The organism is Pseudomonas sp. SORGH_AS_0211, from assembly GCF_031453455.1.
Classification (GTDB): domain Bacteria; phylum Pseudomonadota; class Gammaproteobacteria; order Pseudomonadales; family Pseudomonadaceae; genus Chryseomonas; species Chryseomonas aestiva.
The window spans coordinates 2,104,247-2,130,052 of record NZ_JAVIZV010000001.1 but is presented as its reverse complement, the minus strand read 5'-3'; the positions used below and the strand labels follow the sequence as shown (position 1 = coordinate 2,130,052).

Annotated in this window: 21 protein-coding genes, 2 tRNA genes and 1 pseudogene; 21 read left to right on the top strand and 3 right to left on the bottom strand. The window is 68.1% G+C overall.

Annotation, left to right across the window (positions count from 1 at the left end):
• The first annotated feature begins 129 nt into the window (after window positions 1-129).
• The 12 genes from QE393_RS09935 to QE393_RS09880 all read left to right on the top strand — a co-directional run bounded on the left by QE393_RS09935 (window position 130) and on the right by QE393_RS09880 (window position 11,851).
• Window positions 130-2,754, top strand: coding sequence for a FimV/HubP family polar landmark protein (locus tag QE393_RS09935; RefSeq protein ID WP_405046241.1), 2,625 nt, complete (start codon window positions 130-132; stop codon window positions 2,752-2,754).
• A gap of 71 nt (window positions 2,755-2,825) precedes the next feature.
• Window positions 2,826-3,677 (top strand): tRNA pseudouridine(38-40) synthase TruA, encoded by an 852-nt coding sequence (gene truA, locus QE393_RS09930; protein WP_017641294.1) that lies wholly within the window; start codon window positions 2,826-2,828, stop codon window positions 3,675-3,677.
• Window positions 3,678-3,731: 54 nt separating this feature from the next.
• A complete protein-coding gene (locus QE393_RS09925) occupies window positions 3,732-4,361 on the top strand; it encodes a phosphoribosylanthranilate isomerase (protein WP_310043239.1) in 630 nt (209 codons plus the stop codon).
• 211 nt (window positions 4,362-4,572) lie between these two features.
• Window positions 4,573-5,442: an acetyl-CoA carboxylase, carboxyltransferase subunit beta gene (gene accD / locus QE393_RS09920; protein WP_183629741.1), complete on the top strand. Its 870-nt coding sequence runs from the start codon at window positions 4,573-4,575 to the stop codon at window positions 5,440-5,442.
• Window positions 5,442-6,734 (top strand): bifunctional tetrahydrofolate synthase/dihydrofolate synthase, encoded by a 1,293-nt coding sequence (folC, locus tag QE393_RS09915; protein ID WP_310043237.1) that lies wholly within the window; start codon window positions 5,442-5,444, stop codon window positions 6,732-6,734. The genes accD and folC overlap by 1 nt, the downstream gene beginning before the upstream one ends.
• Window positions 6,735-6,737: 3 nt before the next feature.
• Entirely contained in the window at window positions 6,738-7,403 is a 666-nt protein-coding gene (locus tag QE393_RS09910; RefSeq protein WP_310043236.1) for an SPOR domain-containing protein, read from the top strand.
• Window positions 7,404-7,457: 54 nt separating this feature from the next.
• On the top strand, window positions 7,458-8,003 hold the full coding sequence (locus QE393_RS09905; RefSeq protein WP_017641289.1) for a CvpA family protein: 546 nt from the start codon (window positions 7,458-7,460) through the stop codon (window positions 8,001-8,003).
• Window positions 8,004-8,085: 82 nt separating this feature from the next.
• Window positions 8,086-9,594: an amidophosphoribosyltransferase gene (gene purF, locus QE393_RS09900; RefSeq protein WP_308706741.1), complete on the top strand. Its 1,509-nt coding sequence runs from the start codon at window positions 8,086-8,088 to the stop codon at window positions 9,592-9,594.
• A gap of 10 nt (window positions 9,595-9,604) precedes the next feature.
• Window positions 9,605-10,816: an O-succinylhomoserine sulfhydrylase gene (locus QE393_RS09895; protein WP_273806219.1), complete on the top strand. Its 1,212-nt coding sequence runs from the start codon at window positions 9,605-9,607 to the stop codon at window positions 10,814-10,816.
• Complete coding sequence (locus QE393_RS09890) at window positions 10,813-11,580, top strand: SDR family oxidoreductase (protein ID WP_273806220.1); 768 nt, start codon at window positions 10,813-10,815, stop codon at window positions 11,578-11,580. Before QE393_RS09895 ends, QE393_RS09890 begins: the two co-directional genes overlap by 4 nt.
• Before the next feature lie 80 nt (window positions 11,581-11,660).
• Window positions 11,661-11,736 (top strand) — tRNA-Val (locus tag QE393_RS09885).
• 38 nt (window positions 11,737-11,774) lie between these two features.
• Window positions 11,775-11,851, top strand: a tRNA-Asp gene (locus QE393_RS09880).
• A gap of 141 nt (window positions 11,852-11,992) precedes the next feature.
• On the opposite strand, the gene QE393_RS22540 is transcribed toward QE393_RS09880, so the two are convergent.
• The 3 genes and pseudogenes from QE393_RS22540 to kdgR all read right to left on the bottom strand — a co-directional run bounded on the left by QE393_RS22540 (window position 11,993) and on the right by kdgR (window position 14,550).
• Window positions 11,993-12,781, bottom strand: a complete 789-nt coding sequence (locus QE393_RS22540; protein ID WP_405046294.1) for a methyl-accepting chemotaxis protein — start codon at window positions 12,779-12,781, stop codon at window positions 11,993-11,995.
• A 66-nt stretch (window positions 12,782-12,847) separates the two neighbouring features.
• Window positions 12,848-13,612: pseudogene (locus QE393_RS22535) on the bottom strand (MCP four helix bundle domain-containing protein); the annotation flags it as partial.
• A gap of 128 nt (window positions 13,613-13,740) precedes the next feature.
• Window positions 13,741-14,550, bottom strand: coding sequence for a DNA-binding transcriptional regulator KdgR (gene kdgR, locus QE393_RS09870; RefSeq protein WP_273806222.1), 810 nt, complete (start codon window positions 14,548-14,550; stop codon window positions 13,741-13,743).
• A 193-nt stretch (window positions 14,551-14,743) separates the two neighbouring features.
• Here kdgR and QE393_RS09865 point away from each other — a divergent pair, with 193 nt between their 5' ends.
• The 9 genes from QE393_RS09865 to QE393_RS09825 all read left to right on the top strand — a co-directional run bounded on the left by QE393_RS09865 (window position 14,744) and on the right by QE393_RS09825 (window position 25,787).
• Window positions 14,744-16,039, top strand: a complete 1,296-nt coding sequence (locus QE393_RS09865) for an MFS transporter (protein WP_273806223.1) — start codon at window positions 14,744-14,746, stop codon at window positions 16,037-16,039.
• Window positions 16,026-16,937, top strand: coding sequence for an SMP-30/gluconolactonase/LRE family protein (locus tag QE393_RS09860; RefSeq protein WP_273806224.1), 912 nt, complete (start codon window positions 16,026-16,028; stop codon window positions 16,935-16,937). The genes QE393_RS09865 and QE393_RS09860 overlap by 14 nt, the downstream gene beginning before the upstream one ends.
• Window positions 16,934-17,917 carry a sugar kinase gene (locus tag QE393_RS09855; protein WP_273806225.1) on the top strand — a complete coding sequence of 328 codons (984 nt, stop codon included), beginning with the start codon at window positions 16,934-16,936 and terminating at the stop codon, window positions 17,915-17,917. Before QE393_RS09860 ends, QE393_RS09855 begins: the two co-directional genes overlap by 4 nt.
• Before the next feature lie 4 nt (window positions 17,918-17,921).
• Window positions 17,922-19,133, top strand: coding sequence for a D-mannonate dehydratase ManD (gene manD / locus QE393_RS09850; protein WP_273806226.1), 1,212 nt, complete (start codon window positions 17,922-17,924; stop codon window positions 19,131-19,133).
• A 14-nt stretch (window positions 19,134-19,147) separates the two neighbouring features.
• A complete protein-coding gene (locus QE393_RS09845; protein ID WP_133860845.1) occupies window positions 19,148-20,176 on the top strand; it encodes a Zn-dependent oxidoreductase in 1,029 nt (342 codons plus the stop codon).
• Between the two features lie 70 nt (window positions 20,177-20,246).
• A complete protein-coding gene (locus QE393_RS09840; protein ID WP_273806227.1) occupies window positions 20,247-21,524 on the top strand; it encodes an MFS transporter in 1,278 nt (425 codons plus the stop codon).
• Window positions 21,521-22,954 carry a mannitol dehydrogenase family protein gene (locus tag QE393_RS09835; RefSeq protein WP_273806228.1) on the top strand — a complete coding sequence of 478 codons (1,434 nt, stop codon included), beginning with the start codon at window positions 21,521-21,523 and terminating at the stop codon, window positions 22,952-22,954. Before QE393_RS09840 ends, QE393_RS09835 begins: the two co-directional genes overlap by 4 nt.
• Window position 22,955: 1 nt before the next feature.
• Window positions 22,956-24,140, top strand: coding sequence for a mannonate dehydratase (gene uxuA, locus QE393_RS09830; protein WP_273806229.1), 1,185 nt, complete (start codon window positions 22,956-22,958; stop codon window positions 24,138-24,140).
• A gap of 90 nt (window positions 24,141-24,230) precedes the next feature.
• On the top strand, window positions 24,231-25,787 hold the full coding sequence (locus QE393_RS09825) for a UxaA family hydrolase (protein ID WP_273806230.1): 1,557 nt from the start codon (window positions 24,231-24,233) through the stop codon (window positions 25,785-25,787).
• Window positions 25,788-25,806: the final 19 nt, after the last annotated feature.

The following is a 25,806-nucleotide window of genomic DNA, read 5'->3' as shown; positions in this document are numbered from 1 at the left end:
GCAGTGGACGTGGCACGCAGCGATGGACACAGGCGCCCGCACGGTGGCGCGATCGACAGCTTCTAAAAAGGGACGGTCATGGTTCGAGTTCAGAAACTGGTGCGGGCAATTGCAGCGGCGAGCGCCTTGATGTCTGGCGCGGCCCAGGCCCTCAGCCTGGGGGAGATCCACCTCAATTCGGCCCTCAATCAGCCCTTCGATGCCACCATCGATCTGTCGGACCTGCGTGACCTCGGTACCGCCGAGTTGCGCCCCAATCTGGCGTCCGTCGAGGATTTCGGCAAGGCCGGTGTCGACCGTGCCTTCTTTCTCAACGATCTCAAGTTCACCCCGGAGGTGCGCAACGGGCGCACCGTCATCCGCGTGACCTCGGCGCGTCCGGTGCGCGAGCCCTATCTCAACTTCCTGCTGGAAGTGAACTGGCCGAGTGGCCGGATCCTGCGCGAGTACACCGTGCTGCTGGATCCGCCGCTCTATACCCCGCAGGCTGCGGCAGCGCCGTTCGCGCCCCAGGTGCCGGCCACGCCGCGAGCGCGCGCCAACACGCCGAGCGCACCGCGTCCGGCCACGCCGCCTGCCGCGCCAGCACCGAGCGCGACCCAGACACCGGGCACCTACACCACCGAGCGGCGCGATACCCTCTGGGAAGTGGCGGCGCGCAATCGCCCGGCCGCCAGCGTCACCGTCGACCAGACCATGCTGGCGATCCAGGATCTGAATCCCGACGCCTTCATTGATCGCAACATCAACCTGATGAAGAGCGGCCAGGTGCTGCGCCTGCCCGATCAGGCCCAGGCCGGAACGCGTCCCCAGCGCGAGGCGGTGGCCGAGATCGCCCGCCAGACCCGTGCCTGGAAGCAGGGTGGCACCGACGCACCCGCCGGTACGCCGCGCCGGCAGGTGGACGCCTCCGCCCAGTCGAGCGGCAACGAGGCGCCGGCACCCGCCGCACCCAAGGACAATCTCAAGCTACTCTCCGGTCAGCCTGCCGGCCGCGCGGGCGAATCCGCCGGTGGCAAGGGTGGTGATCAGTCCCTGGCCGATCGCCTGGCGGTGACCCAGGAAAGCCTGGACACCACCCGCCGCGAGAACGAAGAACTCAAGAGTCGTCTGGGCGATCTGCAATCGCAGCTCGACAAGCTGCAGAAGATCATGCAGCTCAAGGACGCCCAGCTGGCGCGGATGCAGGCCAACATGGCCAATCCTCAGGCCGCGGGTCAGCCGGCCCAGCCGCCGGCGACGCCCGAAGCGGCGGCTCCGGTGACGCCTGCGCCGGCCGAGAACACCCCCGCGCCTACGCCCCAGGAAGCGACCGCCGCCGCGCCGGTCCCGCCGGTCGACGCCTCTGCACCCACCACCCCGTCGCCGGCCAGTGAAGCGGGTACCGGCTCGGCGCCGCCCGCGGCCAGCGAGCCCAAGGTCATCCCGGTCACGCCGAGCACCCCGGCGACCGAGCCGACCGAGGCCACCAACAGTTTCCTCGACGAGATCCTCAGCAATCCCCTCTGGCTCGGCATCATCGGCGGCAGCGCCCTGCTGGCGCTGCTGGTCCTGCTGATGATCAACTCGCGCCGCAATGCGGTGAAGGAGGCCGAGCGTGAGCGCGACGCCGAAGCCGCGCGCACCGATACCGTGTTCGACGCCGATCCCGAGCTCGGCGATCACCACGCCCTCGCCGGGCTGGAACTGAACCAGGGCGGTCAGGATGCGGCGCGTGACGCCGACGCCCAGGACGATGCCCTGGGTCAGGCCGACATCTACATGGCCTATGGCCGCTTCAGCCAGGCGGCCGAGGTGCTCAAGAAGGCCAGCGACCAGGAGCCCCATCGCGCCGATCTGCGCCTCAAGCTCATGGAAGTCTATGCCGAGATGGGCGACAAGGACGGCTTCCAGCGTGAAGAGCGCGAACTCAAGGAGATCGGCGGCGCCCAGCCGGCGGTGGAGCACCTGAAGTCGCGCTATCCGGCCATGGCCACCGTCGCGGTCGCCTCGGCTGCGGTCGGGGCCGCCGCGCTGGCCGCCGCCCACGAACTGAGCGAGGAGCAATCCCGCAACCAGGGCTTCACGGCTACCGAGGACAGCCAGGACTTCGACCTGTCCCTGGATGACTTCGGCACCGAGGACACCCAGGGCCATCAGCCTGCCGGTCCGGCGGAGGAGCCCTTGTTCGGCGAAGCCTTCGCCGATGCCCAGGCCAAGGCTGCCGACCCGCGCGACGATTTCGACTTCGATCTCAATTTCGATGCCGAACCTGCTGCCACGCCTGCGCCGACTCCGGCTGGCAAGGACGATGACTTCGCCCTGGACTTCAGCGAATTCGAGCGGCAGGGCGACCTGGCGCACGACGAGCCGGTCGCGGGTTCCAGTGCGGCTTCGGCCTTCGACGAGCCACTGGATGCGCCCACGCCGCCGGCGGCCGACACCGAGCTGCCCGCGAGTTTCGATCTGTCCGACTTCGACGACGAGCAACCGGCGCCCAAGCGCGAAAGCGACGAGGAATTCGCCGCCCGCCTGCAGGAGGCCTCGCGCCAGTTCGATGCGGAGACCACCAGTGGCACGGCGGGTGGCGACGGTCTGGACGACTTCGACTTCCTGTCCGGCGAAGATGAAACCGCCACCAAGCTGGATCTGGCGCGCGCCTACATCGACATGGGCGATCCGGAAGGTGCCCGGGACATCCTCGACGAAGTGATTGCCGAGGGGAATGCCGGGCAGCAGCAGGAAGCCCGGGAGATCATCGCCCAGCTCAGCTGACCGCGGCCGGACTTGGCAGAGGAGGGGAGGCGCTATAAGCTGCCTCCCCTTTTTTTTGCCTGGCCGTCGTCTTGGATTTTCTAGACCCCACGATCATCGTTCCACCGCAGCGCATCGCCCTGGGCGTCGAGTACAAGGGCGCCCGCTATCGCGGCTGGCAGCGCCAGCAGCCGGGTGTGCGCTCCGTGCAGGAGACCCTGGAAGACGCCCTGTCCGAGGTTGCCGCGGCGCCCATCGCGCTGCATTGCGCCGGGCGTACCGATTGCGGGGTGCACGCCACCGGCCAGGTGGTGCATTTCGAGTCACCCGTCGCACGGCCGCTCAAGGCCTGGGTGATGGGCACCAATGCCAATCTGCCGTCGGATATCAGCGTGACCTGGGTCAAGCCGGTCAGCAACGAATTCCATGCCCGCTTCAGCGCCATGGCGCGGCGCTACCGCTATGTGATCTACAACGATCCCATCCGACCCGCGCACCTGGCGGAGGAGGTCACCTGGAATCACCGTCCGCTGCGGATCGAGCCGATGCGCGAGGCGGCCCAGGTGCTGCTCGGTACCCATGATTTCACCTCCTTCCGGGCCAAGGCCTGCCAGGCGAAGTCGGCGATCAAGACCATCCATCATCTGCGTCTCTGGCAGAGCGGACGGCTGATCGTCCTCGACATCCGCGCCAACGCCTTCCTGCACCACATGGTGCGCAACATCGCCGGGGTGCTGATGGCGGTGGGCTGTGGCGAGCGGCCGGTGGAGTGGGTGAGCGAAGTCCTCGCCGCGCGAGAGCGACGGCTGGGGGGCGTCACCGCCCATCCCTATGGCCTCTACCTGGTGGACGCCGAGTATCCCGAGAGCACACCTGTGCCGAAGCGGCCGCTGGGTCCGCTGTTCCTGGGGCATATCCCCGAGCTGGATGACCCCCAAGGCTGACGCTGCGCGGGTGGTCTGCTAACATCCATCGATTTGGAACGAGGTCATTCCGGTTTGGCTAACGTTCGAGTGAAGATCTGCGGGATCACCCGGGTCGAGGATGCACGGGCCGCGGCGGCTGCCGGCGCCGATGCCATCGGCCTGGTGTTCTATGCGCGCAGCCCGCGGGCGGTCAGCGCTGCCCAGGCCCGCCAGATCGTGGCGGCCCTGCCACCCTTCGTGACCAGTGTCGGGCTGTTCGTCGACGCCTCGCCCTGCGAGATCGAGGAGACACTCGACGCCGTGCCCCTGGATCTCCTGCAATTCCATGGCGACGAGTCGCCGGCGCAGTGCGCCCGTTACCGCCGTCCCTATATCAAGGCCCTGCGCATGCGCGAGGACATCGACCTCGCCGCCATCGCGCGGGACTATGCCGGCGCCCGCGGGCTGTTGCTCGACACCTATGTGGCCGGCGTGCCCGGGGGCACCGGTCAGGCCTTCGACTGGACCCGGGTGCCGCGGGATCTGTCGCTGCCACTGATCGTGGCGGGTGGACTCGAGGCGGATAACGTGGCCACGGCCATCGCCGCGTCCCGGCCCTATGGGGTGGACGTGAGTGGCGGCGTGGAGCAGGCCAAGGGCATCAAGGATGCCGCCGAGATCGCCCGTTTCGTGGCGGCCGTGCGGGGTGCGCCGATCGCCTGATGTGACCCTCGTCGGGTGGTTGCCGTCCACACCTGCGACATATTCAAGCAGACCCGCCCTGGGTGGGTCTGACGTCCGGCTCCCCGGGGGCCGGCATGCGACAAGAGGGTAGTGGCCCGGGATACAGCGGGCGCTGCCGAACCTATTACAGATGCTCAAGGAAGGCGTGGCCCAGGCCACGCTGGGAGCCCATGCAAGTGGAGAGAGATGCATGAGCAATTGGCTGGTCGACAAACTGATTCCTTCCATCATGCGGTCCGAGGTGAAGCGCAGTTCGGTGCCGGAAGGTCTTTGGCACAAGTGTCCGGCCTGCGAAGCGGTCCTCTACCGTCCGGAGCTGGAAAAGAATCTGGACGTGTGCCTCAAGTGCGGTCACCACATGCGCATCAACGCGCGGCGCCGCCTGGACATCTTCCTCGACGCCGAGGGTCGTGAAGAGCTGGGTACCGAGCTGGAGCCGGTGGATCGCCTGAAATTCCGCGACAGCAAGAAATACAAGGACCGTTTCACCGCGGCGCAAAAGGAAACCGGCGAAAAGGACGCGCTGATCTCCATGCGCGGCACCCTCAAGGGCATGCCGGTGGCGGTCTGCGCCTTCGAATTCTCCTTCATGGGCGGCTCCATGGGTGCCGTGGTCGGCGAGCGTTTCGTCCGCGCGGCCAACGTGGCCCTGGAAGAGCGCTGCCCGCTGGTCTGCTTCTCCGCCTCGGGCGGTGCGCGGATGCAGGAAGCCCTGATCTCCCTGATGCAGATGGCCAAGACCTCCGCGGTGCTGGCGCGTCTGCGTGAAGAGGGCATCCCCTTCATCTCGGTGCTGACCGATCCGGTCTATGGTGGGGTCTCCGCCAGTCTGGCGATGCTGGGCGACGTCATCGTCGCCGAGCCCAAGGCGCTGATCGGCTTCGCCGGTCCGCGCGTGATCGAACAGACCGTGCGCGAAAAGCTGCCGGAAGGCTTCCAGCGCAGCGAGTTCCTGCTGGATCACGGCGCCGTCGACCTCATCGTCTCGCGCAAGGAATTGCGTGATCGCCTGGCGCGTCTGCTGGCGACCTTCCAGCACCAGCCGGTCCCGGCGGCCTGATGGCTTCGCGCAGCCTCGCGCAATGGTTGGCCTATCTCGAGCAGCTGCATCCGTCGGCGATCGACATGGGCCTGGACCGGGTGCGCGAGGTCGCGCAGCGGCTGGGCCTGACCCGGCCGGCGCCGCGGGTGGTGACCGTGACCGGCACCAACGGCAAGGGCTCCACCTGCGCCTTTCTCGCCAGCCTGCTGCGCGCCAGCGGGCAGCGGGTGGGCGTCTATGCCTCGCCGCACCTGGTGCGCTACAACGAGCGCGTCGACGTGGACGGCACCCTCGCCAGCGATAGCGATCTCTGCACCGCCTTCGCCGCGGTGGAAGCCGCCCGTGGCGAGATCAGCCTGACCTATTTCGAAGTGGGTACCCTGGCCGCCTTCTGGCTGTTCGAGCGTGCCCGGCTGGATGTCGCCGTCCTTGAGGTCGGTCTGGGCGGACGCCTGGATGCGGTCAACCTGATCGATGCCGATCTGGCGCTGGTCACCAGCATCGGCCTGGATCATGCCGAATGGCTGGGCGATACCCGCGACAGCGTCGCCGTGGAAAAGGCCGGAATCTTCCGCGCCGGCAAGCCGGCCCTCTGTGGCGATCTGGAGCCACCCGCGCCGCTGACCGACGCCGCCGAGCGCCTGGGCGCGCCCTTGCTGCTGCGCGGCGAAGCCTTCGATCTGCGCATCGAGAGTGCCGGCTGGTTCTGGCGTGGGCGTGATGCCCAGGGCAACGACCTGGCGCTGCCGGGCCTGCCGCTGCTCGATCTGCCCATGGAAAATGCCGCCCTGGCCTTGCAGGCCTACGCGTTACTCGAACAACCCTGGCTGCCGCAGCAGATCGCGGCGGCGCTCCAGGCCACGCGTATGACCGGCCGGCTCGATCGCCGTCAGGTCGAGCGGGCAGGGCAGAGGCGCAGCGTCCTGCTGGACGTGGCCCATAATCCCCATGCCGCCGAATACCTGGCCCGCCGCCTGGCGATGAAACCGGTCGCCGGCGTACGGCGCGCGGTGTTCGGCGTCCTGGCCGACAAGGACCTGGACGGCATCCTGGCGCCCCTGGAAAGCCTGTTCGCCAGCTGGGCAGTGGCGAGCCTGCCGACCCCGCGCAGTCGCGAAGGTGCCGAGGTGGCCGCTCTCCTGGCGGCGCGCGGTGCGCGCGCCGAGGCCCATGCCTCGCTGCTGGCCGCCTTCGAGGCGCAACTGGCCGCCAGTGCGGCTGACGACGAGGTGGTGGTGTTCGGCTCCTTCTACAGTGTCGCCGAGGTCCTCGCGCAGCTCTCTTCCCCATCCGAATCCGCGGAGGCATAACCCATGCTCAAGCAAAGAGTCATCGGTGCGCTGGTGCTGCTGGCGCTGATCATCATCTTCGTCCCCATGCTCTTCAATCGCCAGGACGATGCCCGCAAGGTGGCGGTCGAGGCGCCGGCCCAGCCGGCCGCACCCACGATGCCCAGTACCGAGGTGCAGCCGGTGCAGACACCCGAGGCGCCGCCGGTGGTAGTGGTGCCGGACGAGCCGGCCAAGCCCCTCGGCAAACCTCAGACGCCGATCGCCGGCACCTCCGGCCAGGCGCCGACGCAGAATGCGCCGGTGAGCCCCGCGCCGGCGCCATCCCAGCCTGCCGCGCCGGTCGCCAAGGCGCCTGCCGCCAGCGCACCGGTCGCCAGCGCTCCGGCGGCACCTGCGGCTGCCCCGGCACCCGCGGCCAAGCCGGATTCGCGCCTGGGCGCAGCCAATCTGCCCAACAGCTGGTCGGTCCAGCTCGCCAGCCTGTCGTCCCGCCCCAGCGCCGATGCGCTCCAGGCCAAGCTGCGCAGCCAGGGCTACAACGCCTATATACGGACCGCCGACGGCATGAATCGCGTCTTCGTCGGGCCGGTGATAGAGCGCAGCGAGGCGGATCGCCTGCGCGACCAGCTCAACAAGCAGAATGGCGTCAAGGGCTTCGTCGTCCGCTTTCAGCCGGAGCGCGGTTAACCCGGTCACAAGGCTCTGCTAGAATGCAGGGCCTTTTTGTAAGTGGACCTTGCCGTGGGCTTCACCTGGGTGGACTGGGCGATCGTCGCCGTTGTCATTGTTTCCTGCCTGATCAGTCTCAGGCGCGGCTTCGTCAAGGAAGCGTTGTCATTGGCCACCTGGATCGTGGCTGGTGGCGTGGCCTGGGTCTTCGGCGGGGCACTGTCCAATTACCTGGTCGACTATATTCAGGTGCCGTCCGGGCGGGTGATCGCCGCCTGTGTCATTCTCTTCGTGCTGACACTGCTCGTCGGCGCCCTGGTGAGCTTCTTGCTTGGCGAATTGATCCGCGTCACCGGATTGTCGGGCACTGATCGCTTTCTCGGCATGGCCTTTGGCGCCGCCCGTGGTGCGTTGCTGATCACCGTGGCGGTAGGGCTGCTGAGCCTGGGGCCGGTCCAGCAGGACGGCTGGTGGCAGCAGTCTGTGCTGGTTCCACATTTTCTCCTGGTGGCCGATTGGTCGAAGAATCTGCTGCTGGGCTTTGCCGGCCAATGGCTGGGCGCGACGCCCATGCCCAGTCTGCAACTGCTGCCACAGCTGGGGCCCAAGGCTCCTTGAACGGTTTTCCAGGCCTCGCACTGCCGGGGTCATCCTGCGATGGTTCGCCGTCGCATCACTTGAAACAGTGGGGTCGCGTCGCATGTGTGGCATCGTAGGTATCGTGGGCAAGACTAACGTCAACCAGTCGTTGTACGACGCGCTCACCGTCCTTCAACATCGCGGTCAGGATGCCGCCGGTATCGTCACCAGCCTGGACGGTAAACTCTTCCTGCGCAAAGACAACGGCCTGGTCCGCGACGTCTTCCAGCAGCGTCACATGCAGCACCTGGTCGGCCGCATGGGCATCGGCCATGTGCGCTACCCCACGGCCGGCAGCTCCAGCTCCGCCGAGGCGCAGCCGTTCTATGTCAACTCGCCCTATGGCATCACCCTCGCGCACAACGGCAACCTGACCAACGTCGAGCAGCTGTCCCGCGAGATCTACGAATCCGATCTGCGTCACGTCAACACCAACTCGGATTCCGAGGTGCTGCTCAACGTCTTCGCCCACGAGCTGGCGGTGCGCAACAAGCTGCAGCCGACCGAGGACGATGTCTTCGCCGCCGTCTCCGAAGTCCATGAGCGCTGCCGGGGTGGCTATGCCGTGGTGGCCATGGTGACGGGTTACGGCATCGTCGGCTTCCGCGATCCCAATGCCATCCGTCCCATCGTCTTCGGCCAGCGTCACACCGAATACGGCGTGGAATACATGATCGCCTCCGAGAGCGTCGCCCTCGACGTGCTCGGCTTCACCCTGATCCGTGACCTGGAGCCGGGCGAGGCGGTGTACATCACCGAAGACGGACGGCTCTACACCCGCCAGTGCGCGCAGAATCCGCACTACGCGCCCTGCATCTTCGAGCACGTCTACCTGGCCCGTCCGGATTCCATCATCGACGGCATCTCGGTCTACAAGGCCCGCCTGCGCATGGGCGAGAAGCTCGCCGAGAAGATCCAGCGCGAGCGGCCCGAGCACGACATCGACGTGGTCATCCCGATTCCGGATACCAGCCGCACCGCGGCGCTGGAGCTGGCCAACCACCTGGGCGTCAAGTTCCGCGAGGGCTTCGTCAAGAATCGCTACATCGGCCGGACCTTCATCATGCCCGGCCAGGCCGCGCGCAAGAAGTCGGTACGCCAGAAGCTCAACGCCATCGAACTGGAATTCCGCGGCAAGAACGTGATGCTGGTGGACGACTCCATCGTCCGCGGCACCACCTGCAAGCAGATCATCCAGATGGCGCGCGAAGCCGGCGCCAAGAAGGTCTATTTCTGCTCGGCGGCGCCGGCGGTGCGCTTCCCCAACGTCTACGGCATCGACATGCCCAGCGTGCACGAGCTGATCGCCCACGGCCGCACCACCGAGGAAGTCGGCGAGCTGATCGGCGCCGATTGGCTGATCTACCAGGACCTGCAGGACCTGCAGGAAGCCGTGCGCACCCGCAAGGCGCCCAAGGTCGAGCAGTTCGACTGCGCGGTGTTCGATGGCGAGTACATCACCGGCGACGTCGATGCTGCCTATCTGAATCGGATCGAGCAGGCGCGCAACGACGCGGCCAAGGTCAAGCACAAGGCGGTCAGCGCCATCATCGATCTGTACAACGACTAAGGAGCTGCACATGAGCCAAGACTGGGATGCCGGACGCCTGGACAGTGATCTCGAGGGCGCGGCCTTCGAGACCTTGGCGGTGCGGGCAGGGCAGCAGCGCTCGCCGGAAGGCGAGCATGGCGAGGCTCTGTTCCTGACCAGCAGCTACGTGTTCCGGACCGCCGCGGATGCCGCGGCGCGCTTCGCCGGCGAGGTGCCGGGCAACGTCTATTCACGCTACACCAACCCCACGGTGCGGACCTTCGAGACCCGCATCGCGGCCCTCGAAGGGGCCGAGCAGGCGGTGGCCACCGCCTCGGGCATGTCGGCCATCCTGGCCATGGTCATGAGTCTGTGCAGCGCCGGCGACCACGTGCTGGTCTCGCGCAGCGTGTTCGGCTCGACCATCAGCCTGTTCGAGAAGTACTTCAAACGCTTCGGCATCGAGGTGGACTACCCGCCGCTGGCCGATCTGGACGCCTGGCAGGCGGCCTGCAAGTCCAATACCCGGCTGTTCTTCGTCGAGTCGCCGTCCAATCCCCTGGCCGAGCTGGTGGACATCGCCGCCCTGGCCGAGATCGCCCATGCCCGGGGCGCGCTGCTGGCGGTCGACAACTGCTTCTGCACCCCGGCGCTGCAGAAGCCGCTGGCGCTGGGTGCCGATATCGTCATCCATTCGGCGACCAAGTACATCGATGGCCAGGGCCGGGGCATGGGCGGCGTGGTCGCCGGCCGTGCCGAGCAGATGAAGGAAGTGGTGGGTTTCCTGCGTACCGCCGGTCCGACCCTGAGTCCCTTCAATGCCTGGCTATTCCTCAAGGGCCTGGAGACGCTGAAGATCCGCATGCAGGCGCACAGCCAGACTGCGCTGGAGCTCGCGCGCTGGCTGGAAAGCCAGCCCGGCGTCGAGCGGGTCCACTACGCCGGCCTGGAAAGCCATCCGCAACATGGGCTGGCGTGCCGCCAGCAGAGCGCCTTCGGTGCCGTGGTGAGCTTCGAGGTCGCCGGTGGGCGTGACGCCGCCTGGCGCTTCATCGATGCCACCCGGATGATCTCCATCACCACCAACCTGGGTGACACCAAGACCACCATCGCCCACCCGGCGACGACCTCGCACGGGCGGCTGTCGCCGGCCGAGCGCGCCAACGCCGGGATCCGCGACAGCCTGATCCGTATCGCCGTGGGTCTCGAAGACCTGGGCGATCTGCGTCAGGACCTGGCCCGCGGACTGGCGGCCCTATGAGTCTGACGTTCGCACCGGTGGAACTGCGCGTCGCCCTGGTCACCGGCGCGGCGCGTGGAATCGGCCTCGGCATCGCGGCCTGGCTGGTGGCCGAGGGCTGGCGGGTAGTGGTGGCCGACATCGAGCAGGAGCGCGGCGCCAAGGTAGCCGCCGCCCTTGGTGACCGCGCCTGGTTCGTCGCCCTGGACGTGGCTGACGAGACTCAGGTGGAGTCCGCCGTCGCCCAGGTGATCGGCCAGTTCGGGCGGCTGGATGCCCTGGTCAACAATGCCGGTCTCGCCACTGCCCAGGGCCAGCCGCTGGAAAGCCTGGCACTGGCCGAATGGCGCAGGGTGCTCGGGGTGAATCTGGACGGTCCCATGCTGCTGGCCAAGCATTGCGCACCCTATCTGCGCGAGCAGCAGGGCGCCATCGTCAACATCGCCTCGACCCGTGCCCAGCAGTCCGAGCCCCATGGCGAGGCCTATGCCGCAAGCAAGGGCGGGCTGCTGGCCCTGACCCACGCCCTGGCCATCAGCCTGGGTCCGGAAGTGCGGGTGAATGCGCTTTCTCCGGGCTGGATCGATGCGCGCGATGCCCATGTGCGCGAGGCCGAGCCGCTGTCCGCCGCTGACCATGAGCAGCATCCGGTCGGGCGGGTAGGGACGGTGGAAGACGTGGCGGCCTGCGTGGCCTGGCTGCTGAGCGGCAACGCCGGTTTCATCAGTGGCGAGGCGATCACCCTTGACGGCGGCATGACCCGCAAGATGATCTACCGGGAATAGCGCCTCGTAGAAAATAAAATTAGAAAATTCCTTGACGGATCAAGGGGCTACGAGGAGAATGCGCGTCACCCGAAGGGGATGGCTGATTAGCTCAGCTGGGAGAGCACCTGCATCACACGCAGGGGGTCGGCGGTTCGATCCCGTCATCAGCCACCAAACTCTTCGGGAAGTGTTCCGCAAGGTTCACGCAATGCGCGGCGGTAGTTCAGTCGGTTAGAATACCGGCCTGTCACGCCGGGGGTCGCGGGTTCGAGTCCCGTCCGCCGCGCCACATAAGTTGTTCCGGGTCCTCTGAACTGCCCGAACGACGCAAGAGAAGCTGCCCTAGGGCAGCTTTTTTTGTGCCTGAAGATCAGGCCTGTCGATCGTTCGCGTGCTGGCGTCCTGTTCCCGGATCGATCGGCGGCTCCGTTCAGATCACGAATTCCGCCACCACCTGCCGGAGACCGGCCGCCAGGCGCGACACCTCGTTGCTGGCGCTGGAGGTCTGGCTGGCGCCTGCGGCGGTCTGGTCGGACAGGTCCTTGATGCTGATCAGGCCACGGTCGATGTCCTTGGCCACCAGGGCCTGTTGTTCGGCGGCCGTGGCGATCAGCGCCGTGCGCTCGTCGATGCCGCCCATGGCGCCGGCGATGGCCCGCAGGGCCCCGTTGGCTTCCCGGGCGACGGAAAGGGATAGCTCGGCGGTCTGGCTGCTCTGCCGCATGGCCTTTACCGCATCCGTCGAATCGTGCTGGATGGTGCCGATCATGGCTTCGATTTCCCGCGTCGACTGCTGGGTACGATGGGCCAGGGCGCGGACTTCATCCGCGACCACGGCGAAGCCGCGGCCCTGATCACCGGCGCGTGCTGCCTCGATGGCGGCGTTGAGCGCCAGCAGATTGGTCTGCTCGGCAATGGCGCGGATGACGTCGACGACGTTGCTGATTTCCTGGGCGCGACCCGACAGCGTCTGGATCTGGCCGCTGCTCTGGTCGACCTGGGTGGCCAGGCGTTCGATGGCCGTCAGGGTCGCGGCCACGTGCTCCAGGCCGGCCCGGGTGAGGGCGCTGCCCCGTTGCGAGGCGCCGGCACTTTCCTCGGCGTGGCGGGCCACCTCGTCCACCGCGGCGCTCATCTCCGTCACCGCGGTGGCGACCTGGCCGATCTCGTCGTGCTGCCTGAGCAGGCCGCGGTTGCCGTCGTCGATCACTGCGGTCATCTCCTCGGCGGCGGCGGCGAGTTGACTGGAGCTGTCCGCCAGATGGGCCACGGTGGCGCGCAGGTTGGCCTGCATGCCGGCCAGGGCGGTCAGCAGGCCGGCGGCCTCGTCGCTGCCCGCCACCTGGATGTCTTCGGCAAGGTCCTTGTTGGCGATCCGCTGGGCGATGCGCAGGGCTTCGCCGATGGGCACGGTGATGCTGCGCGTCAGCAGGATGGCCAGGGTGACGGTGGCCAGCAGGGTGGCGAGGATCAGGCCGACGACCCAGGCCAGGCCGTGCTCGTAGATCCGGCCCGCCGCGATGCCCGAAGCGACCGCACCGCGGTCGTTCAGCGCGGCCAGGCTTTCGATCTGCGCTTGCACCTGGTCGGCGGCGCTCCGCATGTCGCCGTTGGCGAGAGCCGCGGCGCCCGACAGGTCACCGCCGCGATAGAGGGTCGCGAAATGGTCCAGCAGACCCAGGTAGCCCGCGGCACCGTCCTGCACGGCCAGGTAGAGCTGCTGCTCCGCATCGCTGGATACCAGCGGCGCATAGTCCTTTACCACGGTGGCGAAGCGGCTGCGCAGATCGACCAGCGCGCTGGCCATTTCCGACCTGCGCGCTGAATCCTGCATACCCAGGCTTCTCAGGCTTTCGAGACGCAATCGAAGCAGTGCCGCGGTCATCTGCCCGGCCTGGCGGACGCTGGGCATCCAGTCCGTTTCCACCTCGATTTCCGACTGCCTGAGCTGCCGCATCTGGCTCAGGGCGATGACCCCGAGCGCGATGACGATTGCTACGATAATAGAGAAGGCCAAGGCCGACCGGCGACCCACCTTGAGTGTGCGCATCATCATGACAGTCACCATGAGGGAGGCCCGGCAGGACACCGGGCTGGATGTGTGATGTGCGTCACACGCTATAGCGGGTGGCTTAGCGGCGGCTTAAGGCCGAGGCGTCCAGCGGGCCATTGGTCTGCCTATGGCTGTGCACCCTGAACTGGGGCCTCGTGGGCCGGAGCACCCATCTGCGCCGAGATGCGCGCCGTGGTGGCGAGCATCTGCTCCACGTATTCGGCCTTGAGGTCTTCACGGAAGCGGAAGCAGGGAAAGGACACGCTCAAGCCGGCCACGACCTGGCCGAAGCGATCGCGGATCGGTGCCGCGAGGCACCTCATGTTGGCCTCGAATTCCTCGTGGTCTTCGGCGAAACCCAGCTCGCGGACCCGCGCCAGCTCCGCCAGATAGGCGGCCAGGCTGTCGAGGGTGTTGGGCGTGCGGCGGACAAAGGTCTCCTGGGCGAGGATCTGCCGTACCTCGGCTTCCGCTCGCCAGGCCATCAGCACCTTGCCGATCCCGGTGCAGTACAGCGGCGCCCTCCGACCGATGCGCGAATACATGCGCAGGGTGTAGCGCGAGTCGAGCTTGTGCACATAGACGATGGCGCCCTCGTCGAAGATGCCGAGGTGGACGGTCTCGCCAGTGAGGTCGTTGAGCAGGCGCATGCCCGGTTCGGCTTCGCGGACCAACTCCAGCTGGGGCAGGGCGCGAGCACCCAGTTCGAACAGCTTGACACTCAGGCGGTAGCGGTCCTCGGCATCCTGGACCACATAGCCCAGCGCCTTGAGCGTCTGCAGGAAGCGGTGGACGGTGCTCTTCGACAGGTCCAGTTGCTGCGCCAGTTCCGAGACACCGCAGTCGTCCTCGCGCTCGCCGAGGGCTTCGAGCACCGCCAGGGTACGCCCGACGGCGCTGACCATGTCATTGCCGAGATTTTGATTCTTTTCCATGGAACCGCCGGTCGCCTGATTGCCTGAACACTGTTCCATTCTGATTGACGGATGCAGGAAAGGCCAGCAACACTGTCTTCCAGCGAATGGAACAACGTTCCAAAGCTTTTCGCGCGTAAGGGTCTCTTTCCACCGCTGACGGTCGTCAGGGGTGCGAACAAAAACAACAACGGAACCTGCGACGATGAAATCCATGACCAAAGTCCCGGGCGCCCTGGCGCCTGCCGCTCGTACCCCTGGCTGGTTGCCCCGTGCCCACCCGGTGTCCTGGCAGATGCTGGGCATCACCACCCTGGCAATGCTGATGATCTCGGTGGATCGCCAGCTGCTGCCGACCGTGTTGCCGGCGATCATGCAGGAATTCGGACTGGACGCCGCCCAGGGCGGCTGGCTCAGTTCGCTGAGTTTCGTCGGCACCCTGATCGGCGCCCTGGTGGTGGGGGTGCTGGCCGACAGCGTCGGTACCGGCCACCGGCGTGCCTGGAGCTGGGTGGGGGCCTGCGCCCTGACCATAGGCTCGGCCTTCGCCACCGTCTATGCGCGTTCGCTGGGCGCCCTGCAGGTGCTGAGATTCACCATGGGCCTGGGCACCGGCGCCATGGAGCCGGTCAACATCGCCGTGGCCAGCGAATTCTGGCAAAAGGAAAATCGCGGCTTCGCCTTGGGCGTCCATCACACCGGCATGCCCCTGGGGCAATTCGTCGGCCCGGTCCTGATGGGGCTGATCCTGGCCACTGGCGACTGGCGCGCCACCTTTCTCTGGATCCCGCTGATCGGCCTGCCGATCATCCTGCTGCAGCTGTACCTGGGGCGCCGGCGCAACGAGGAGCAGGTCTATGCCTGGATCCGCGAGGAGGGGCTGACCGTTCCGGTCGACACCGCGGCGCCCGTCTCGCGCAATCCGCTGACCAACCTGCGCCAGGCCTTCGCCGAGCGCAACGTGCGCCTCTGCCTGGTGATGAATTTCCTGTTTCTCTGGACCGAAATGGGCGTGGCCACCTTTCTGACCTACCAGCTCACCAGCCAGCTGGGGCTGAGCCTGGCCGAGGCCGCGGTGATCTCGGGCGCCTCGGGGCTGGTGGGCTGGGCGGGACAGATCTTCTGGGGGACCCTGAGCGACCACCGGGGTCGCAAGTTCGCCCTGGGGATCCTGACCATCGGCTTCTCGATTTGCGTCGCCCTGTGCATGTTCATCGACAGCCGCGCCATGGCCTGGACCCTGCTGCTGGCCTGGGGCCTGTTCCGCAATTCGCCCTATGTGGTGCTCTATTCGCTGGCGGTGGATTCCTCACCGCGCGCGGCGGGCAGCGGCCTGGGGCTGCTCATCGGCGTGGGGCTGGGCCTGGCGGGCTTTCTGGTAGGGCCGGTGGCCGGTTACGTGATCGAGCACTTCGGCTGGCACTGGAGCTACGCCATGCTCGCCCTGAGCTGCCTGCTGGCGCTGATACCGCTGCGCTTCGTGGAGGAGACCCGCCATGGCGCCGCCTGAGTGCCTGTTCGACCATTGCGATGAGTTGGGCGAAGGCCCGGTCTGGGATGCCCGGGAGGAGCGGCTGCTGTGGGTGGATATCCTCGCCGGACGGCTGCTGCGTGCGGCGCCGCACCCGGCGGCTCCGGTCGAGGCACTGGGCTTCGGACGGCCGCTGGGCTGCGCCGTCCCCCACGTCGACGGCTCCACCTGGCTGGCCCTGAGCGACGGTGTCTGGCGCCTGGCCGCCGGTGCCTCCCAGCCGACGCCGGTCGCGCGGCCGCCCCAGGCGGTCCATGGATCGCAGCACCGCTTCAATGACGGCAAGTGCGATGCGCTCGGTCGTTTCTGGCTGGGTACCACCCTGCTCGACGAGGCACCCGGCGGCGGCCGGCTGTATCGCCTGGACCTGGATGGCCAGCTGCAGCCGATGCTCGACGGCATCACCGTGTCCAACGGCCTGGGCTGGAGCCCGGACAACCGGACCTTCTACTACATAGATTCGCCCACCCGCCGGGTGCAGGCCTTCGATTTCGATCTCGCCAGCGGCGCGCTCGGCCGCGGGCGTACCCTCATCGACTTCGGCGAGCAGCCTGGCGTGCCCGATGGCCTGGCCGTGGATAGCGAGGGGGCGCTGTGGATCGCCCACTGGGACGGCTACCGCCTGAGTCGCTGGAGCACCGAGGGCGAATTGCTCGCCTGGGTGGAGCTGCCAGTGGCGCGGGTGACCTCCTGTGCCTTCTACGGCGAGCGCCTGGAGCAGCTGCTCATCACCACCGCCCGGGTGGGCCTCGACGATTCCGCCCGCCAGGCGCAACCCCTGGCCGGGCGCACCTTTCGCCTCGATCCCGGCGTGACCGGCCTGGCGGTGTCCGCCTGCCGCGTGCGGGTTCCGGCACACCTTCAGGAGTCTGCATGACGCTACCCCTCGTTTCGTCCCCGCTGACCCGCATCGGCCTCATCGGCGAATGCATGGTCGAGTTGCGCAGTCAGGGGGATGGCCAGCTGGGCCAGGCCTTTAGCGGCGATACCCTCAATGCCGCCGTCTATCTGCGGCGGCTGCTCGGGGATGACCCGGTGCAGGTCGATTACCTCACCGCGGTGGGCGACGACAGCCTGAGCCAGGCCATGCGCGCCCGCTGGCGCGAGGAGGGGTTGAGTGACGCGCGGGTGCGGGTGCTGCCCGGGCGTCTGCCGGGACTCTATCTGATCCAGACCGATGCCGCCGGCGAGCGGCGCTTTCTCTATTGGCGCGGAGAGGCGGCGGCGCGGGAGTGTTTCGACGGCGCCGAGGCCCAGCCGCTGCTGGCGGCCCTGGCCGAGTACCAGGTGCTCTATCTCAGTGGCATCAGCCTCGCGGTGCTGACCGACACCGGTCGCGAGCGGCTGCTGGAGGCGCTGCGCCAGGCGCGCGCCGCCGGCACCCGCATCGTCTTCGACAACAACTACCGGCCGCGGCTGTGGCCGAACCTGCAGGCGGCACGCACGGCCTATCACCGGCTGTTGCACCTCACCGATGTGGCGCTGGTGACCTGGGAAGACGACGCCGCGCTGTTCGGCTTCGCCGACGAGGCGGCGCTGTTCGCCCAGTACGCCGAATGGGGCGTGGCCGAGGTGGCGCTCAAGCGCGGTGCGCGCAGCTGCCTGCTGCAGCATCGCCAGGGGCGCCAGGAGGTGGCCGGCGAAGCCGTGGCCCGGGTGGTGGACACCACCGCCGCCGGGGATTCCTTCAGCGCCGCCTACCTGGCCTGCCGCCTCCAGGGCGGGGCCCCAGAGGCGGCCGCCGCCTGGGGTCATCGCCTGGCGGCTACGGTCATCCAGCATCCCGGGGCGCTCATTCCGCGCGCGGTCATGCCGGCGCTGCCGCCCCTGATTCCCGCTCTCACTGCCCAGGCCTGAAGCCATGAAGATCACCGAAGCCCGCGTCATCGTCACCTGTCCCGGTCGTAACCTGGTCACCCTCAAGATCGTCACCGACGAAGGGCTTTATGGCCTCGGCGACGCCACCCTCAATGGCCGCGAGCTGGCGGTGGTGGCCTATCTGGAAGAGCACGTGCTGCCAGCGCTGATCGGTCGCGATGCCCATCGCATCGAAGATATCTGGCAATACCTTTACCGGGGCGCCTACTGGCGCCGCGGACCGGTCACCATGACCGCCATCGCCGCGGTGGACGTGGCGCTCTGGGACCTCAAGGCCAAGGCCGCTGGTATGCCGCTGTACCAGTTGCTCGGCGGCAAGAGTCGCGAGCGGGTGATGGTCTATGGCCACGCCACCGGCAAGGACATCGAGAGCTGCCTGGACGAGGTTGCCCGCCATGTGGAGCAGGGCTATCGCGCGGTGCGAGTGCAGTGCGGGGTGCCGGGCATTCCCACCACCTATGGCGTGGCCAAGCGCGAAGGCGAGCGCTACGAGCCGGCCGACAGCGATCTGCCGGCCGAGCACGTCTGGGACACCGCCAAGTACCTCAATCACGTACCCAAGCTGTTCGCCGCGGTGCGCGAGCGCTTCGGCGACGACCTGCACCTGCTGCACGACGTGCACCACCGGCTGACGCCCATCGAGGCGGGGCGGCTGGGCAAGAGGGTCGAGGAATACAACCTGTTCTGGCTGGAGGACTGCACCCCGGCGGAAAATCAGGAGGCCTTCCGCCTGATCCGCCAGCACACCACCACGCCGCTGGCGGTGGGCGAGGTGTTCAACTCCATCCACGACTGCCGCGAGCTGATCCAGGCGCAGTTGATCGACTATATCCGCGCCACCCTGGTGCATGCCGGGGGCATCACCCACATGAGGCGCATCGCCGACCTGGCGGCGCTCTACCAGGTGCGCACCGGCTTCCATGGCGCCACCGACCTGTCGCCGGTGTGCATGGGCGCGGCGCTGCACTTCGACACCTGGGTGCCCAACTTCGGCATCCAGGAGCACATGCCCCACGAGGCGCGCATCGAGGAGGTCTTTCCCCATGCCTATCGCTTCGCGGACGGCCATTTCACCCCGGGCGAGGTGCCCGGCCACGGCGTGGACATCGATGAAGACCTCGCCGCCCGTTATCCGTACCAACGCGCCAGCCTGCCGGTGAACCGGCTGGTGGATGGCACCCTGTGGCACTGGTGAGCGAGGAATCCCGGATGAAAGCCTTTCAGGTCAGAGCACCCCACGAATTCAGCATCGAAGAGGTCGCGGTACCCACGCTGGCACCCGGCGAGGTCCGCGTCGGGGTGGCCTATGCCGGCATCTGCGGCTCGGACATGCACATCATCCATGGGCAGAACGCCTTCGTGCGCTTTCCCCGCGTCACCGGCCACGAATTCGCCGGCGTGGTGCGCGAGCTGGGCGCGGGCGTGAGCGGCCTGGCGGTGGGCGATCCGGTCTGCGTCGATCCGGTGATCGCCTGCGGCAGCTGCTATCCGTGCCGCATCGGTCGGCCCAATGTCTGCAGTCGCCTGCAGGTGCTGGGAGTACACCGCGATGGCGGCTTCAGCGAAGAGGTCTGCGTGCCCGCGGCCAATGCCCATCGCCTGCCGCCCGGTTTGCCGCTGGCCCAGGCCGCGCTGGTCGAGCCCTACAGCATCGCCCTCAATGTGCTGGAGCGGATGCAGTTTCTGCCCGGGGATTCCCTGCTCATCTACGGCGCCGGCGTGATCGGCCTGACCCTGGTGCAGATGGCCCGGGCGCTGGGCATCGCCGATATCACGGTGACCGATGTGCTGGACGATCGCCTGGCCACCGCCCGGACCCTGGGCGCGACCCGCACCCTCAATGGCCGCGAGACCAACGTCGAGGCGGCCATACGCGAGGCCACCGGCGGCGAGGGCGTGCCGCTGATCGTCGACGCCGCCTGCCATCCGGCCCTGCTGCCGGAGATCGTTCGGCTGGCGTCGCCGGCCGGGCGCATCGGCCTGCTGGGCTTCAGCGCCACGCCCAGCGAGCTGGTGCAGCTGGAGATCATCAAGAAGGAGCTGACCCTGGTGGGTTCGCGGCTCAACAACGGCCGCTTTCCGCGGGTCATCGAGCTGCTGGCGGCGGGCAAGCTGGATGCCGCGGCGCTGATCAGCCACCAGGTGGCCAGCCAGGAGATGCCGGGTGCCATCGAGCTGATCGAAAGGCACCCCGAGCAGACACGCAAGGTGCTGGTGCAGTGGGGTGGCAACGCCTGACAACGCGCGCTCCGCAAGGGGCGTCGCTTCGATGCCTTACCGAATAAAGACAATGAGCGGGAGGTAACAAATGGCTGGACAAGGTCGTGGACTGGTACTCGTCATGCTGTTCCTGGCGGGGGTCGTCAACTATCTGGATCGCTCGGCGCTGTCGGTGGCAGCGCCCCTGATCCAGAAGGACTTCGGGCTGGGCGCCGGGGAGATGGGGCTGCTGTTCAGCGCCTTCTTCGTCGGCTATGCGGCGTTCAACTTCATTGGCGGCTGGGCCGCCGACCGCTATGGCGCCAAGACCACGCTGCTGCTGGCCATGGTGCTCTGGTCGGCGTTCAGCGGCCTGACGGTGCTGGCCTCGGGCTTCGCCGCGCTGATCGTGATCCGGGTGCTGTTCGGCATGGCGGAGGGGCCCCTGAGCGTCTCCACCAGCAAGATGGTCAACAACTGGTACGCGCCCCACAACCGGGGCCGCACCCTGGGCCTGTCGATGTCGGGCACGCCCCTGGGCGGCGCCATCTCCGGCCCCATCGTCGGGGTGATCGCGGTGACCTACGGCTGGAAGGTGTCCTTCGTCGTCATCATGCTGATCGGCTTCGTCTGGGCAGTGGTCTGGTACCTCTGGATCAAGGACAAGCCCACCGGCCAGCTGGCCGCCGACATCGCCGCCGAGGAGCGCGCCGTGGCCGTGGTGGATACCGAGGTGCGACCGCTCAAGTACTACCTGCGTCAGCCGACGGTGCTGTTCACCGCCCTGGCGTTCTTCGCCTACAACTACACCCTGTTCTTCTTCCTGACCTGGTTCCCCAGCTACCTGATCCAGGCCTACGGCCTCAACGTGAAGGACATGAGCATCGCCACGGTGATCCCCTGGGTGCTCGGCTTCATCGGTCTGGCGGTGGGCGGCTATCTGTCCGACTGGGTGTTCCGCAAGACCGGTCGCCTGATGTTCTCGCGCAAGGTGGTGCTGGTGACCTGCCTGCTGGCCTGCGCCCTGTGCATCGCCGTGGCCGGCCTGGTCAGCACCCTCTATGCCGCGGTGGCGCTGGTGGCGCTCTCAGTGTTCTTCCTCTATCTGACCGGCGCCATCTACTGGGCGATCATCCAGGACACGGTGCCGGCGGCACGGGTGGGCGGGGTGAGCGGTTTCATGCACTTCCTGGCCAACACCTCGGGCATCATCGGCCCGGCGGTGACCGGCTATCTGGTGCAGTTCACCGGCGCCTTTACCAGTGCCTTCCTGCTCGCCGGCGCCCTGACCGTGATCGGTTCGCTGTGCGTGGCGCGCTTCGTCAAGCCGCTGGCCGAGCGGCCAGCGGAGGCACCCGCCACGCTGGCTACCGGAGGCGTCCGATGAACGATTTCGAACGCATTCCCTCGCGCTATCCGGCGCCGGCCATCGGCATCGTCCACCTGGGGCTGGGCGCCTTCCATCGCGCCCACCAGGCGGTCTACCTGGAGCGCAACCTGGCCCGCCACGGCGGCGGCGCCTGGGGCCTGTGCAGCGCCAACCTGAGATCGGGGCGGGCGCTGGTGGAGACCCTGAACGCCCAGCAGGGCCGCTATCACGTGGCCGAATACCGCAACCGGCGCGAAGGGGTGCTGCGCGAGATCGGTGCCCTGCGCGAGGTGCTCTACGCCGGCGACGGTGGGGCCGGGCGCGAGGCCCTGCTGGCGCGGCTGGCCGATCCCGGGGTGCGCATCGTCACCCTGACGGTCACGGAAAAGGGCTATTGCCTGAGTCCGGCCAGCGGCGCCCTGCGCCGCGACGATCCCGGCATCGTCCATGACCTGGCCGAACCGCGGGCGCCGCGCACCGCGCCGGGGCTGCTGGTGGAAGGCCTGCGCCGGCGTCGTGCGGCCGGCATCGCGCCCTTCACCGTGCTCTGCTGCGACAACATGCCGGACAACGGCCAGCGGACCCGCCAGGCAGTGGTGTCCCTCGCCGAGGCCCAGGACGCCGGGTTGGCGGCCTGGATAGCCTCTACCGTGGCCTTTCCCTGCAGCATGGTCGATCGCATCGTCCCGGCCATGGACGAGGCGGCCTTCGCGCGGCTGCGCGATCTCGGCTGCGATGATCCGGCCGCCGTGGTGGGCGAGGCCTTCAGCCAGTGGGTGGTCGAGGACCGCTTTCCGCAAGGGCGCCCGGACTGGGAACAGGAAGGGGTGCAGATGGTGGCGGACGTCCGCCCCTTCGAGACCATGAAGCTGCGCCTGCTCAATGGCAGTCATACGCTGCTGGCCTATGTCGGCAGCCTGGCCGGTCACGGCACCGTGGCCGAGGCCATGGCCGACGAACGCCTGGCGGCTTTGGTGCACCGCTACATGAGTCGCGAGGCGGCGCCGACCCTGGACATGCCGGAAGGCGTGGACCTGCAGGCCTATGCCGCGGCGCTGGTCGCGCGCTTCCGTAACGACGCCCTGCAGCACCGCCTGCGGCAGATCGCCATGGACGGCTCGCAGAAGCTGCCCCAGCGCTGGCTGCTGGGCGCCCAGCGGCTGCTGGAGCAAGGCGGCGAACTGGCCTGCACCGCGCTCGGCGTGGCGGCCTGGATTCACTATGGTGAAGGGGAGGGTGAGGCGCTGGACGATCCCCTGCGCGCCACCCTGGCCGCCTTGCCTGCTGGCGCGGCGCGGGTGGACGCCGTGCTGGCGCTGGCCGAGGTCTTTCCACCGGCCCTGGTCGCGCAACCCGTCTTTTGCGACGCGGTGCGCGGGGCCCATGCGCGCATCGCCACGGCGGGTATCGCCGCGGCCATCGCCGATCTCACCGAACAAGGAGTCTGACATGGAACACACTTGGCGCTGGTTCGGCCCGCGCGATCCCATCTCCCTCGCCGACATCCGCCAGACCGGGGCCACCGGCATCGTCACGGCGCTGCACGAGATTCCCAATGGCGAGGTCTGGCCGCTGGCGGCCATCGCCGAGCGCAAGGCGCTGATCGAGGCGGCGGGACTGACCTGGTCGGTGGTGGAAAGCATCCCGGTCCACGAGGATATCAAGCGCGGTCTCTCGACCCGCGAGCGCTATCTGGACAACTATCGGCAGAGCCTGCGCAATCTCGCCCAGTGCGGTATCGACGTGGTCTGCTACAACTTCATGCCGGTGCTGGACTGGACCCGCACCCAGCTGGCGCACCGGTTGCCCGACGGCGGCTGGGCGCTGAGATTCGATCAGGACGCCTTCGCCGCCTTCGATCTCTGCATCCTGCAGCGGGAGGGCGCCGAGGCCGAGTACGCCGCCGAGGAGATCGAACGCGCGCGCCGCTATCACGCCGGGCTCGACGCAGCCGGGCGCGAGGAACTGGTGCGTACCCTCATCGCCGGTCTGCCGGGCGCCGAGGAGGGCTACTCGGTCGCCGACCTGCGCGCCCTGCTGGCCACCTATGCCGGCATCGACGCCGCGCGGCTGCGCGAGCACCTGGCGGACTTTCTCCAGGCCGTGGTGCCGGTGGCGGAAGCCGTGGGCATTCGTCTGGGGGTGCACCCGGACGATCCGCCGCGACCGCTGCTGGGCCTGCCACGGGTGGTCTCCACCGCCGCCGACGCCCAGTGGCTGCTGGACGCGGTACCGAGCCCGGCCAACGGGCTGACCTTCTGTACCGGCTCCTACGGCGTGCGCGCCGACAACGACCTGGTGGCCATGGCCCGCCAATTCGCCCCGCGCATCCACTTCGTGCACCTGCGGGCGACCCGGCGCGAGGCGGATCCGCGCAGTTTCCACGAGGCCCATCACCTGGACGGCGACGTGGACATGGTCGCGGTGATCCGTGAGCTGGTACGCGAAGAGCGCCGCCGCGCACGGGAGGGCGGGGCGCGTCTGCCCATGAGGCCGGACCACGGTCATCAGCTGCTGGACGACCAGGGGCGGCGGACCAATCCGGGCTATTCGCTGATCGGCCGGCTCAAGGGCCTGGCGGAATTGCGCGGCGTGGAACAGGCCGTGCGGCAACTGGAAGAGGCGCGTGGCTGATGCGGCTCGGCGTCTCTCGGAAATACCCCGTGCCGGACCTCGCCACAGGCGCGGTCAAGGCCGACCTCGAATGCTGACGTGGAGACCCCTATGGAATTGATCACCCGCAGCGGCGCCACGGCCGCTGCCCGCGCCACCCTGCGCCTGCATCCGCACGACGATGTACTGATCGCCCGCCAGGCGTTGGTGCCCGGCCTCGAATTGCCCGAGGAGGGCGTGCAGGTCCGCGAACCGGTGCCGGCCGGTCACAAGGTCGCGGTGCGCGCCATAGCGGCAGGCGCACCGGTACGCCGCTATGGCCAGATCATCGGCTTCGCCCGCGAGGCCATCGCCGCCGGCAGCCATGTCCACGTGCACAACCTGGCCATGGGCGACTTCACCCGCGAGCACGCCTTCGGGATCGAGGCCCGTGGCGCCCCGGCGCCCATCGAGCGCAGCTTTTTCGGCATCGTCCGCCCGGATGGCCGGGTGGCGACCCGCAACTATATCGGCATCCTCACCTCGGTGAATTGCTCGGCCACGGTGGCGCGGGCGGTGGCCGACCATTTTCGCCGCGACGTCCATCCCGCGGCGCTCGGGGCCTATCCCAACGTCGACGGCGTGGTCGCCCTGACCCATGGCGTCGGCTGTGGCATCGATACCCAGGGCGAGGGCATGGCGGTGCTGCGCCGGACCCTGGGCGGCTATGCGTCCCACCCCAACTTCGCCGCGGTGCTATTCATCGGCCTGGGTTGCGAAGCCAACCAGATCCCCACGCTGCTGGCCGACCAGGGCCTCAGCGAGCACGCGGGATTGCGCACCCTCACTATCCAGGACAGCGGCGGCACCACCGCCACCGTGGCCCGGGGCATCGCCGCGGTGGAAGCGTTGCTGCCCGCGGCCAATGCGGTGCAGCGCGAACCGGTCAGTGCCCGGCACCTGATCCTCGGCCTGCAGTGCGGCGGCTCGGACGGCTATTCCGGCATCAGCGCCAACCCGGCGCTGGGCCGGGCGGTGGATATGCTGGTGGCCGCCGGGGGCACCGCCATCCTCTCGGAAACCCCGGAGATCTACGGCGCCGAACACCTGCTCACCCGGCGCGCCGCCAGCCCGGCGGTGGGCGAACGCCTGGTGGAGCGCATCCGCTGGTGGGAAGACTATTGCGCCCGCTTCTGCGCCAGCCTGGACAACAACCCCTCGGCGGGCAACAAGGCGGGTGGCCTGACCACCATCCTGGAAAAATCCCTCGGCGCGGTGATCAAGGCCGGCTCCACCGATCTCATGGCGGTCTATGGCTACGCCGAGCCAGTACGCAGCCCGGGCCTGGTGTTCATGGACACCCCCGGCTACGACCCGGTCTCAGCCACCGGCCAGGTGGCGGGAGGGGCCAACCTCATCGCCTTCACCACCGGCCGGGGTTCGGCCTATGGCTGTGCGCCGACGCCGTCGCTGAAGATCGCCACCAACACCCGCCTCTGGGAAAGCCAGCGCGACGACATGGACGTGGATTGCGGCGGCCTGGTCGACGGCAGCACCACTCTGGAAGAGCGCGGCGCCTTCATCTTCGAACGGCTGCTGGCACTGGCGTCGGGCGAGCGCAGCCGCAGCGAGTTGCACGGCTACGGGCAGAACGAATTCGTCCCCTGGCAACTGGGCGCCACCACCTGAGCCCGAGCTCGCGGGAGCA

Bases quoted from the DNA above. Each gene is read 5' to 3' on its own strand.
- QE393_RS09935 (WP_405046241.1), top strand. From the start codon at position 130: ATGTCTGGCGCGGCCCAGGCCCTCAGCCTGGGGGAGATCCACCTCAAT.
- accD (WP_183629741.1), top strand. From the start codon at position 4,573: ATGAGCAATTGGCTGGTCGACAAACTGATTCCTTCCATCATGCGGTCC.
- folC (WP_310043237.1), top strand. From the start codon at position 5,442: ATGGCTTCGCGCAGCCTCGCGCAATGGTTGGCCTATCTCGAGCAGCTG.
- QE393_RS09910 (WP_310043236.1), top strand. From the start codon at position 6,738: ATGCTCAAGCAAAGAGTCATCGGTGCGCTGGTGCTGCTGGCGCTGATC.
- purF (WP_308706741.1), top strand. From the start codon at position 8,086: ATGTGTGGCATCGTAGGTATCGTGGGCAAGACTAACGTCAACCAGTCG.
- QE393_RS09895 (WP_273806219.1), top strand. From the start codon at position 9,605: ATGAGCCAAGACTGGGATGCCGGACGCCTGGACAGTGATCTCGAGGGC.
- QE393_RS09890 (WP_273806220.1), top strand. From the start codon at position 10,813: ATGAGTCTGACGTTCGCACCGGTGGAACTGCGCGTCGCCCTGGTCACC.
- QE393_RS22540 (WP_405046294.1), bottom strand. From the start codon at position 12,781: ATGACCGCAGTGATCGACGACGGCAACCGCGGCCTGCTCAGGCAGCAC.
- kdgR (WP_273806222.1), bottom strand. From the start codon at position 14,550: ATGGAAAAGAATCAAAATCTCGGCAATGACATGGTCAGCGCCGTCGGG.
- QE393_RS09865 (WP_273806223.1), top strand. From the start codon at position 14,744: ATGACCAAAGTCCCGGGCGCCCTGGCGCCTGCCGCTCGTACCCCTGGC.
- QE393_RS09860 (WP_273806224.1), top strand. From the start codon at position 16,026: ATGGCGCCGCCTGAGTGCCTGTTCGACCATTGCGATGAGTTGGGCGAA.
- QE393_RS09855 (WP_273806225.1), top strand. From the start codon at position 16,934: ATGACGCTACCCCTCGTTTCGTCCCCGCTGACCCGCATCGGCCTCATC.
- manD (WP_273806226.1), top strand. From the start codon at position 17,922: ATGAAGATCACCGAAGCCCGCGTCATCGTCACCTGTCCCGGTCGTAAC.
- QE393_RS09845 (WP_133860845.1), top strand. From the start codon at position 19,148: ATGAAAGCCTTTCAGGTCAGAGCACCCCACGAATTCAGCATCGAAGAG.
- QE393_RS09840 (WP_273806227.1), top strand. From the start codon at position 20,247: ATGGCTGGACAAGGTCGTGGACTGGTACTCGTCATGCTGTTCCTGGCG.
- QE393_RS09835 (WP_273806228.1), top strand. From the start codon at position 21,521: ATGAACGATTTCGAACGCATTCCCTCGCGCTATCCGGCGCCGGCCATC.
- uxuA (WP_273806229.1), top strand. From the start codon at position 22,956: ATGGAACACACTTGGCGCTGGTTCGGCCCGCGCGATCCCATCTCCCTC.
- QE393_RS09825 (WP_273806230.1), top strand. From the start codon at position 24,231: ATGGAATTGATCACCCGCAGCGGCGCCACGGCCGCTGCCCGCGCCACC.